The sequence below is a fragment of the Kitasatospora sp. NPDC057223 genome (assembly GCF_042669755.1).
In the GTDB taxonomy this organism is placed as follows: Bacteria; Actinomycetota; Actinomycetes; order Streptomycetales; family Streptomycetaceae; genus Kitasatospora.
Map to the genome: position 1 here is coordinate 1 of NZ_JBHUWW010000204.1, position 10,934 is coordinate 10,934.

General features: G+C 72.1%; 9 protein-coding genes. 5 read left to right on the forward strand and 4 right to left on the reverse strand.

Annotated features, from left to right (window positions below; all coding sequences use genetic code 11):
- On the forward strand, window positions 1-174 hold a 174-nt coding region (locus ACFUK0_RS37900; protein WP_380258237.1), incomplete at its 5' end, for a DAK2 domain-containing protein.
- Here ACFUK0_RS37900 and ACFUK0_RS37905 read toward each other — a convergent pair.
- On the reverse strand, window positions 171-1,340 hold the full coding sequence (locus ACFUK0_RS37905; RefSeq protein ID WP_380258222.1) for a PP2C family protein-serine/threonine phosphatase: 1,170 nt from the start codon (window positions 1,338-1,340) through the stop codon (window positions 171-173). The two genes, ACFUK0_RS37900 and ACFUK0_RS37905, sit on opposite strands and share 4 nt — an antisense overlap.
- A gap of 274 nt (window positions 1,341-1,614) precedes the next feature.
- Here ACFUK0_RS37905 and ACFUK0_RS37910 point away from each other — a divergent pair, with 274 nt between their 5' ends.
- Window positions 1,615-1,833, forward strand: coding sequence for a heavy-metal-associated domain-containing protein (locus ACFUK0_RS37910; RefSeq protein WP_380258223.1), 219 nt, complete (start codon window positions 1,615-1,617; stop codon window positions 1,831-1,833).
- Window positions 1,834-1,906: 73 nt separating this feature from the next.
- Complete coding sequence (locus tag ACFUK0_RS37915; RefSeq protein ID WP_380258225.1) at window positions 1,907-4,180, forward strand: heavy metal translocating P-type ATPase; 2,274 nt, start codon at window positions 1,907-1,909, stop codon at window positions 4,178-4,180.
- A gap of 70 nt (window positions 4,181-4,250) precedes the next feature.
- On the opposite strand, the gene ACFUK0_RS37920 is transcribed toward ACFUK0_RS37915, so the two are convergent.
- From ACFUK0_RS37920 to ACFUK0_RS37930, 3 genes are all read right to left on the reverse strand, one after another.
- Window positions 4,251-4,970: an SDR family NAD(P)-dependent oxidoreductase gene (locus ACFUK0_RS37920; RefSeq protein ID WP_380258227.1), complete on the reverse strand. Its 720-nt coding sequence runs from the start codon at window positions 4,968-4,970 to the stop codon at window positions 4,251-4,253.
- 536 nt (window positions 4,971-5,506) lie between these two features.
- Window positions 5,507-6,817: a citrate synthase gene (locus ACFUK0_RS37925; RefSeq protein WP_380258229.1), complete on the reverse strand. Its 1,311-nt coding sequence runs from the start codon at window positions 6,815-6,817 to the stop codon at window positions 5,507-5,509.
- 213 nt (window positions 6,818-7,030) lie between these two features.
- A complete protein-coding gene (locus ACFUK0_RS37930) occupies window positions 7,031-9,256 on the reverse strand; it encodes an ATP-dependent RecD-like DNA helicase (protein ID WP_380258231.1) in 2,226 nt (741 codons plus the stop codon).
- Between the two features lie 191 nt (window positions 9,257-9,447).
- On the opposite strand from ACFUK0_RS37930, the gene ACFUK0_RS37935 reads away from it, so the two are divergent.
- A complete protein-coding gene (locus ACFUK0_RS37935; protein WP_380258233.1) occupies window positions 9,448-10,239 on the forward strand; it encodes a VOC family protein in 792 nt (263 codons plus the stop codon).
- Between the two features lie 103 nt (window positions 10,240-10,342).
- Entirely contained in the window at window positions 10,343-10,795 is a 453-nt protein-coding gene (locus ACFUK0_RS37940; protein ID WP_380258235.1) for a GNAT family N-acetyltransferase, read from the forward strand.
- Window positions 10,796-10,934 lie beyond the last annotated feature (139 nt).

The window sequence follows — 10,934 nt, forward strand, 5'->3', positions numbered from 1 at the left end:
GCCGCCGCGGTGGCCGCCGACGCGGCCGAACAGGGCATGCGCGACACCGTCGCCCTGCAGGCCCGCAAGGGCCGGGCCTCCTACCTCGGTCCGCGCAGCATCGGCCACCAGGACCCGGGGGCGACCTCCACCGCCCTGCTGTTCCGCACCCTCGCGGACGTCAGCGCGGCCTAGGCCGTCCGGCTGATCAGCAGCAGCAGCGCGTCGTCCCCGAGTGCGCCGCCGGTGTGGTCCAGCAGGTCCGCGTAGACCCGCCCGACGGCGGCCTCCAGGTCGGCCGGTGACTGCGCCGCTCCCCGCACGAGCGGCCCGACCCGGTCGGCGAGCGGGTAGAACTCGCCCGAGGTGTGGTGCCGGGCCTCGATCACGCCGTCGGTGCAGAGCACCAGGACGTCGTCGGCGGCGAACGGCATGGCCAGGCTCTGCGGTTCGCCCTGCGCGAGCCGGCCGAGGCCGAGCGGCACCCACGGGTCGGGGGACTCGATGATGAGGGCGGTCCCGTCCCCGGTGACCTGGACGGGAGGGACGTGGCCGTAGTGCAGCAGCTCCACCGTCCCGGGTGCCTTGAACTCGGCGAACAGCGCCGTGGTGAACTCCCCGTCCGGCACGTGCCGCTCCACGCTGGCCTCGATCCGGGCGGCGACCCCCCGCAGCCCGCTCTCGTCGTAGGCCGCCTCCCGGAAGGCGCCGAGCACGACGGCGGCGGTCTGCACCGCGCCCAGCCCCTTGCCCCGGACGTCGCCGACCAGGACCCGGGTGCCGTGCGGTGTCTCCAGGACGGAGTAGAGGTCACCGCCGATCCGGGCCTCGTCGGCGGCCGAGGCGTACCGGACGGCGAGCCGCAGCGGCCCGACCGCGGCCTCGGGAGTGCGCAGCAGGGCGCGCTGGGCGGCCTCGGCGACGGAGCTGACGGCCGCGAAGGCGGCGGCCCGGCGCATCCTGATGTGCGCGACCCAGGCGCTGAACACGGTCAGCACGAGGTAGCTGATCATCGCGCCGAACAGGAACCGCTCGTCGTTGATGTTGTCGACCTGGTCGTAGTGGCTCAGCCCGAACACGGCGAGCAGTCCGAGGAAGCAGACCAGCAGCAGCTCACGGGGTTTGAGGGTGAGCGCGGCGATCGACGGGACGACCGTCATCAGCGGTGCCAGGTACCGGTCCTTGCCGGAGAGGAAGTCGGCGAGCCCCACCAGCAGGATGGCGAGCAGCGCCGGGGCCGCGCGCCGGCGCCAGGAGATGTCCTGGAGGTCGGCGGCCAGCAGCGCGCTGCGCCGTCGGGCCGGCGCGATCGCACCGGCCGTCAGGTCCACGGGAGACTGGGCTCGGCGGGTCCGGAACACCTTTCGAACATAACGGACGATCTAGGTACCCGCGCTGCGCCCGCGCGCTCGGCGGACCGCCGCACGGGCGGGGGCCCGAGACACGCCGTCCGGCTTTCGGGCGGCTATTCGGACGCACCGTGCCGGTCCGCATACTCTCTGTAATCGGGCCGCCATCCCGGTGCGGCCCGCGACACGGATTCCCCCAGGCTCCGGAATACCCGGTGGGGGTATGGTGTTGTGAGCAGACAGAGCCCGGACGCAGGTCCGCGGCAGCCACTTCCCGGAGGTCCCGATGTCCAGCACCACCACCTACACCGTCACCGGTATGAGCTGCGGCCACTGCGAGAAGTCGGTCAGCTCCGAGGTGTCCGCCATCCCCGGTGTGACGGAGGTGGCCGCCGACGCCAAGGCCGGCACGGTCACGGTCTCCTCGGCGGCCCCGCTGGACGAGAACCAGGTGCGCGCCGCCGTCGACGAGGCCGGCTACGAGCTGGTCGGCCGCTCGGCCTGAGCAGCGCCACGGCGGGGGCGCACCACCCCGTGCCCCCGCCGTACGCTTCCGATCAGGAGGACAGGAGAAACAGATGAGCACCACCACCACTCCCGAGAGCGCCGCCACGGCGAGTGAGCGCATCGAGCTCGCGATCGGGGGAATGACCTGCGCCTCCTGCGCGGCCCGGATCGAGAAGAAGCTCAACCGGATGGACGGTGTCGAGGCCACCGTGAACTTCGCCACCGAGCGCGCCCGCGTCGACTTCGGGCCCGGGGTGAGCGTCGCCGACCTGATCGCCACCGTCGAGCGGACCGGCTACACCGCCGAACCCCCCGCCCCGCCCGCCGCCGAGCCGCAGGGCCCGGGCCCCGAAGCGGCCACGGCCCCCGACCCGCTCCGCGAGCGGCTGCTGATCAGCGCCGTGCTCACCGTCCCGGTGGTCCTGCTCTCGATGGTCCCCGCCCTGCAGTTCGACAACTGGCAGTGGCTCGCCTTCGCACTGACCGGCCCCGTCGTCGTGTACGGCGGTCTGCCCTTCCACCGGGCCGCCTGGACGAACCTGCGGCACGGCGCCGCCACCATGGACACCCTGGTCTCGCTCGGCACCCTGGCCGCGTTCGGCTGGTCGGTGTGGGCACTGTTCTTCGGCCACGCCGGGATGACCGGCATGCGGCACGAGTTCTCGCTCGCGGTCGGCCGCGGCGACGCCTCGTCCTCGCTCTACCTGGAGACGGCCGCCGCCGTCACCGTGCTGATCCTGCTCGGCCGCTGGCTGGAGGCCCGCTCCAAGCGGCGGGCCGGCGCGGCGCTGCACGCCCTGCTCGACCTCGGGGCGAAGGACGTCGCCGTCCTGGAGGGCGGGCGCGAGGTGCGGCTGCCGGTCGGGCGGCTCGCCGTCGGGATGCGCTTCGTGGTGCGCCCCGGCGAGAAGATCGCCACCGACGGCGTCGTCGTCGAGGGCAACTCCGCGGTGGACGCCTCCATGCTGACCGGCGAGTCCGTCCCCACCGAGGTCGCGGCCGGCGACCCGGTGACGGGCGCCACCGTCAACGCGGGCGGCCGCCTGGTGGTCGAGGCCACCCGGGTCGGTGCCGACACCCAGCTGTCGCGCATGGCGAAGCTCGTCGAGGAGGCGCAGAACGGCAAGGCCTCGGCGCAGCGCCTGGCCGACCGCATCTCGGCGGTCTTCGTCCCCGTGGTCATCCTGATCGCGCTCGGCACCCTCGTCGGCTGGCTGCTGGTGAGCAACAGCCCGACCGAGGCCTTCACCGCGGCGGTGGCCGTCCTGATCATCGCCTGCCCCTGTGCGCTGGGCCTGGCCACGCCGACGGCGCTGATGGTCGGCACCGGCCGGGGCGCCCAGCTGGGCATCCTGATCAAGGGCCCCGAGGTGCTGGAGACCACCCGCCGGGTCGACACCATCGTGCTGGACAAGACCGGCACCGTCACCACGGGCCGGATGGCGCTCACCGCCGTCCACACCGTGCCCGGCGTCACCGAGACCGAGGCACTGCGGCTGGCCGGCGCGCTGGAGCACGCCTCCGAGCACCCGGTCGCCGCCGCGATCGCCGCGGCCGCCGCCGACCGGGTGGGCGGGCTCCCCGCCGTCGAGGGCTTCCGGAACGTGCCCGGCCTGGGCGTCCAGGGCGTGGTCGAGGGCCATGCCGTGGTCGCCGGCCGCGAGGCCCTGCTGGCGGACTCGGCACAGCACCTGCCGCCCGCCCTGGCCGAGGCCAAGGCGGCCGCCGAGGCGGCCGGCCGCACTGCGGTCGCGGTCGGCTGGGACGGCGAGGCCCGGGCCGTCCTGGTGGTCGCCGACACGGTGAAGCCCACCAGCGCGCAGGCGATCGCCGAGCTGCGGGCGCTGGGCCTGCGGCCGGTGCTGCTGACCGGTGACAACCGGCGGGTCGCCGAGGCGGTCGCGGCCGAGGTCGGCATCGACCCGGCGGACGTGATCGCCGAGGTCCTGCCGGAGGACAAGGTCGCCACCGTCCGCAGGCTGCAGGCCGAGGGCCGGTCGGTGGCGATGGTCGGCGACGGCGTGAACGACGCGGCCGCCCTCGCCCAGGCCGACCTGGGCCTGGCGATGGGCACCGGCACGGACGCGGCGATCGAGGCCGGCGACCTGACACTGGTCCGCGGCGACCTGCGCTCGGCGGCCGACGCGATCCGGCTCTCCCGGCGGACGCTGGGCACCATCAGGGGCAACCTGTTCTGGGCCTTCGCCTACAACGTGGCGGCGATCCCGCTGGCCGCCGCCGGGCTGCTCAACCCGGTGGTGGCGGGCGCCGCGATGGCCTTCTCCTCGGTCTTCGTGGTCACCAACAGCCTCCGGCTGCGCCGCTTCAGGGCGGCCGCGGCCTGAGCGCCCCGCACGATCGCCCGCGGGCCCGTACCGGCACCGGTACGGGCCCGCGGCGTCCGTGCGGCCGGTCTCAGCGCCCGAGCAGTTCGCCGCCGTTGAGGTGGAGGATCTCGCCGGTGATGAAACCGGCTTCGGCCGAGGCCAGGAAGTGGACGGCCGCGGCGACCTCGCCGGTCTCGCCGATCCGGCCGAGCAGCGTGCGGGCCGCCCGGCGGGCGACCTCCGCCTCGTCCAGCCGGGGCCCGAAGAACTCGGTGCCCGCGACCGTGCCCGGCGCCACGATGTTGGCGGTGATCCCCGAGGGGCCGAGCTGGGCGGCCAGGAAGTGGTTCCAGGCGTGCAGGGAGGCCTTGGCGGCGCCGTACGAGCCGGCCCCGCGCAGGGCCGCGATCGAGCTGACGGTGATGACCCGGCCGGAGCCCTGGGTGAGCCGGTCCCGGATGGACTCGGTGAGCAGCACCACGGTCAGGACGTTGCGCTCGAAGTCCCCCCGCCAGCGGGCGACCATCGCGTGCGGCCCGGCGCCGTGCACGGTCTCGCGGCTGCCCGCGTTGTTGACCAGGACGTCGATCTCGGCGGGCAGTCCGAGCAGCGCGTGCTCCACGGCGTCCGGGTCGGCCAGGTCGCAGACCAGCGGGGTGACCCGGGCGCCGAGGTCGGCCGCGGCCTTCTCCAGTACGGCACGCCGGCGCCCGACGATCACGACCCGTTCGCCCGCCTCGGCGAACCTCCGCGCGATCTCGAACCCGATGCCGGTGCCACCACCGGTGACGACGACGTTCCTGGCCATCTGCGCACTCCCTCCCCGGCCCGGCCTCCGCGCTACCGATGTGCGGGCGGTCCGTACCGGAATGACACGATTCCTATCACGCTGGGTCGCCGTGACTGCGGGGAGGGTGACGTCTGCCGTTGTTGATGATGTGGTATGGCACCGGCACCACATGCACACGGAGCGTGGCGAGAGACAGCTCACACCCCCCGGTCGTAACTTTGTGAGGGCTGATACGTCTTAGCTTTGTAGTGCGGCAGTTTTCCGGAGCGCGGCGACAGGGCGGAGCCCGTCGCGTCGCCACGCCACCCGGCTGCCGCCGACGGGGCTCCGGCGGGCCCCGGGACGACTGTCGACTCATCGGCGGTCATCGCGCACGACGCCGGGGTGCGGCAGGACAGGGGCGCTTTGAGCGGCCGCCCCTGCCCGCAGCCGCCCCCGGGCGTCGTGCGCCGAACACGGCACGCGCACACGCGAAGGGCCCGGCCGCACCACCCCTGGGGAGTGGTGCGGCCGGGCCCTCGGCAGCCGGTACGGGCTGCGGCCGGACGACGGGCTCAGCGCTCGTCGAGTCCGACGAAGTCGCGGATCTCGGTGCCGGTGTAGATCTGACGCGGGCGGCCGATGCGGCTCGTCGGGTCGTTGATCATCTCGTGCCAGTGGGCGATCCAGCCCGGCAGCCGGCCGAGCGCGAACAGCACGGTGAACATGCTGGTCGGGAAGCCCATGGCGCGGTAGATCAGGCCGGTGTAGAAGTCCACGTTCGGGTAGAGCTTGCGCGAGACGAAGAAGTCGTCGCTGAGCGCGTGCTCCTCCAGCTTGAGCGCGATGTCCAGCAGCTCGTCGGATTTACCGAGCTGGGCCAGCACCTCGTGGGCGAGGCCCTTGACGACCGCGGCACGCGGGTCGAAGGCCTTGTACACGCGGTGACCGAAGCCCATGAGCTTCACGCCGTCCTCGCGGTTCTTGACCTTGCGGATGAAGGAGTCGACGTCGCCGCCGTCCTTCTGGATCTGCTCCAGCATCTCCAGCACGGCCTGGTTGGCGCCGCCGTGCAGCGGACCCCAGAGCGCCGAGATGCCCGCCGAGATCGAGGCGAACTGGTTGGCGTGGCTGGAGCCGACCAGGCGCACGGTGGACGTCGAGCAGTTCTGCTCGTGGTCCGCGTGCAGGATCAGCAGCTTGTCCAGCGCGTTGACGACGACCGGGTTGAGCTCGTAGTTCTCCGCGGGGACGGCGAAGGTCATCCGCAGGAAGTTCTCGACGTAGCCGAGGTCGTTGCGCGGGTAGACGAACGGCTGGCCGACCGACTTCTTGTAGGCGTAGGCCGCGATGGTCGGCAGCTTCGCCAGCAGGCGGACGGTCGACAGGTGGCGCTGGCCCGCGTCGAACGGGTTGTGGCTGTCCTGGTAGAACGTCGACAGGGCGCCGACCACCGAGGACAGCATCGCCATCGGGTGCGCGTCCCGGGGGAAGCCCTGGTAGAAGCGCTTGACGTCCTCGTGCAGCAGCGTGTGCTGGGTGATCTCGTTGCTGAAGATCGCCAGCTGGTCGGCGTTCGGCAGCTCACCGTTGATCAGGAGGTACGCGGTCTCGATGAAGGTGGCCTTCTCGGCCAGCTGCTCGATCGGGTAGCCGCGGTAGCGCAGGATGCCGTTGTCGCCGTCCACGAAGGTGATCGCGGACTTGTAGGCGGCGGTGTTGCCGAAGCCGTTGTCCAGGGTCACCAGGCCGGTCTGCGGGAGCAGCTTCGAGATGTCGAAGCCGGCGTTGCCCGCAGTGCTCTCGACGACGGGGTACTCGTACTCGCCGCCCTGGTACCGCAGTACTACAGCGTCTGGACTGTTCTCGCTCACGCTCTTCCTCACCGACGAAATGAATTCTCATCCAAGGTGCCCTGACTGTCTCCACCATCCCCCATCTGGCGGACAGTTGCGCACCCGGGGTGACCCGAAAGGGCCGTCCCCTACAAAAGCCGTCGACGCAGCCGGTATGAACCGGACAAGATCGGCACACACTAGGCTCTGCCCTAAATCTCTTCACGTCAAGAGAACTCTAGAGCCAAGGGACCGGTTGGAGAATCATCCAGTTGCCAACCGGTAACCCAGCGCGGAGTGCCTGCGACCTGCACTGACCGTCCGCACGGCCTGTCCGATCGCCTTCCGTGACCCCACCAGCACAACGAGTTGTTTTGCCCTGGTCACGGCCGTGTAGAGCAGGTTTCGCTGCAGCATCGTCCACGCCGAGGTGGTGACCGGAATCACCACGGCGGGGTACTCGCTGCCCTGCGACCGGTGGATCGTCACGGCGTACGCGTGCGCCAGCTCGTCCAGCTCGTCGAAGTCGTACGGGATCTCCTCGTCCTCGTCGGTGAGCACCGTGAGCCGCTGGTCGTCCACGCTGAGCGAGGTCACCACTCCGACCGTCCCGTTGAAGACGCCGCTCCGGCCCTTCTCGTAGTTGTTCCTGATCTGGGTGACCTTGTCCCCCACCCGGAACGTCCGCCCGCCGAACCGGCGCTCGGGCAGGCCTTCGCGCCCCGGCGTGACCGCCGCCTGGAGGAGCGTGTTCAGATTGCCCGCGCCGGCCGGACCGCGGTGCATCGGCGCCAGCACCTGGATGTCCCGGCGCGGATCCAGCCCGAACTTCTGCGGGATCCGGCGCGCCACCACGTCCACCGTCAGGCCGGCCGCCCGCTCCGTGTCGTCCTCCACGAACAGGAAGAAGTCCGCCAGGCCCTCCGTGCGCGGCGGCAGCCCCTCGTTGATCCGGTGCGCGTTGGTCACCACCCCCGACTCCTGCGCCTGCCGGAAGATCCTGGTCAGCCGCACCGAGGGCACCGGGCTGTCCCCCGACAGCATGTCCCGCAGCACCTCGCCCGCGCCGACCGACGGCAGCTGGTCCACATCCCCCACGAACAGCAGGTGCGCCCCCGGCGCCACCGCCTTGACCAGCTTGTTCGCCAGGATCAGGTCAAGCATCGAGGCCTCGTCCACCACCACCAGATCGGCGTCCAGCGGACGGTCCCGGTCGTACGCCGCCTCCCCGCCCGGCCGCAGCTCCAGCAACCGGTGCACGGTGGACGCCTCCGCCCCCGTCAGCTCCGACAGCCGCTTCGCCGCCCGGCCGGTCGGCGCCGCCAGCACCACCTTGGCCCGCTTCGCCAGCGCCAGCGCCACGATCGACTTCACCGTGAACGACTTGCCGCAGCCCGGACCGCCCGTCAGCACCGCGACCTTCTTCGTCAGCGCGAGCCGCACCGACTGCTCCTGCTCGGGCGCCAGCTCGGCCCCCGTCCGCCTGGCCAGCCAGGCCAGCGCCGCCGTCCAGTCCACGTCCGCGAAGCCCGGCATCCGGTCCACGTCCGCCCGGAGCAACCGCAGCACCTGGTTGGACAGCGAGATCTCCGCCCGGTGGAACGGCACCAGGTACACCGCCGTCACCGGCTGGCCGCCCTCCCCCGGGACGGACTCCCGGACCACCCCCTCGGCCGCCACCAGCTCGGCCAGGCAGTCGATCACCAGCCCCACGTCCACCTGGAGCAGCTTCACGCCGTCCGCGATCAACCGCTCCTCGGGGAGGTAGCAGTGGCCCTGGTCGCTGCTCTGCGACAGCGCGTACTGCAGGCCCGCCTTCACCCGCTCCGGGCTGTCGTGCGGGATGCCCACGGCCTGCGCGATCCGGTCCGCCGTCAGGAAGCCGATGCCCCAGACGTCCGACGCCAGCCGGTACGGCTCGTTCTTCACCACCCCGATCGAGGCGTCGCCGTACTTCTTGAAGATCCGCACCGCCAGCGAGGTCGACACCCCGACGCCCTGCAGGAAGACCATCACCTCCTTGATGGACTTCTGCTCCTCCCAGGCCGCGGCGATCTTCTTCGTGCGCTTCGGCCCCAGCCCCGGCACCTCGATCAACCGGGCCGGCGCGTTCTCGATCACCTCCAGGGTGTCCACCCCGAAGGCCTCCACGATCCGCTCCGCGAACCGCGGCCCGATGCCCTTGATCAGCCCCGACCCCAGATAGCGCTGGATGCCCTGGATCGTCGCCGGCAGCACCGTCGTGTAGTTCTCCACCACGAACTGCTTGCCGTACTGCGGGTGCGAGGCCCACCGCCCGAACAGCCGCAGCGACTCCCCCGGCTGCGCGCCCAGCAGCGCGCCCACCACCGTCAGGAGATCGTTGGCCCCGCGCCCGGTGTCGACCCGCGCGACGGTGTACCCCGTCTCCTCGTTGGCGTACGTGACCCGCTCCAGCACCCCGTCCACCTGGGCGAGCTGACGCGGAACCGCCGGTTGCTGCGTGGCCACGGAACCCCCTAGCCGGTACGGGTGACCATCCGCTACGCACCGTACCGCCCCGGTCCGACAACCCGGGCATCGCGCCCAGCCGGGGCATCGCGCCCGCGCTGCGGTTCCCCGCCCCCGGTGGAAGGCTGGGACACGGCGGGGGACCAAGTCACCGGGCTCGTCCCGGCGCCCACCCGAGGAGCTGCGCCGCCATGCTCACCACCGACTACGTGCCCGGCTCCCCCAACTGGCTCGACCTCGCCGCCCCCGACCCGGAGGCCTGCGCCTCCTTCTACACCGCCCTGTTCGGCTGGACCTTCGCCTCGGCCGGCCCGGCGGCCGGCGGCTACGGCTTCTTCCAGCAGGACGGCCGGACGGTCGCCGCGCTGGGCCCCCTCACCGAGGGGGGCGGCCGCCCGGGCTGGACGGTCTACTTCAACACTCCGGACGCCGACCGGACGACCGCCCTGGTCGAGAGCGCCGGCGGCCGGGTCCGCTTCGCACCGTTCGACGTCTTCACCAACGGCCGGATGGCCGGCTACACCGACCCGACCGGCGCCGACTTCGCCGTGTGGCAGCCGCACGACACCGTCGGCCTGGACGCCGTGAACGACCCGGGTTCCCTCTGCTGGACGGAGTGCTACAGCACCGACGCCCAGGCGGCGAAAGCGTTCTACCGGGCCGTCTTCGACTGGCAGGAGCAGGACGTGCCGTTCGGCGGCAACACCTACACCGTGCTCACCCCGGCCGGCGGCGGCTCCGACGACGGCCAGGGCGGCATCATGCAGCTCGGTCCCGAACAGACCGCGGCGGGCACCGGCTCGCACTGGCTCCCCTACTTCGAGGTGACCGACCCGGACGCCTGCGCCGCCCGGGCGGAGAAACTCGGGGCCACCCTGCGCATCGCTCCCATGGACGTCCACGGGGTCGGCCGGCTCGCCCAGCTCATCGACCCGTACGGAGCGGTCCTCGCCGTCATCAGGAGTGCCCTGCCCGGGCAGTGAGGCCCCCTCAGCGCCCGGCCTCGCGCAGGCGGGGGTGCAAGGAAGGCCCTGGCCCCTCCGGGCTCCTCAGGTGCGCACCGGCGGCTCGCCTAAGGTGTTGGCCATGACAGACCTGAAGATCCGCCGCGCCACCGAGGACGACCTCCCGGCCATCGTGGCGATGCTCGCGGACGACCAGTTGGGCTCCACCCGCGAGACCCCGGACGACCTCACCCCGTACCTGGCGGCCCTCGCCCGGATCAACAGCGACCCGCACCAGCACCTCATGGTCGCCGACCGCGACGGCCGGGCCGTCGCCACCCTCCAACTGACTCTCATCCCGGGCATCTCCCGCAGGGGCTCCACCCGGACGATCATCGAAGGCGTCCGCGTCGACGCCGACGAGCGCGGCAGCGGACTGGGCACCGAACTGATCCGGTGGGCGATCGACAGGTCGCGCGACCTCGGGGCCAACCTCGTCCAGCTCACCTCGGACGCGACCCGCACCGATGCACGCCGCTTCTACGAACGCCTGGGATTCACCGCGTCCCACCTCGGCTTCAAACTGCCGCTGTGACCCGTCCGGCGCCGAACTCCCCGGCGCCGGCGCGCGGTACGTGCCCGGAAACGCAGAGAAGCCCCGCCGGTTACCCGGCGGGGCTTCTCTAGAAAAATTGTTCGGCGGCGTCCTACTCTCCCACAGGGTCCCCCCTGCA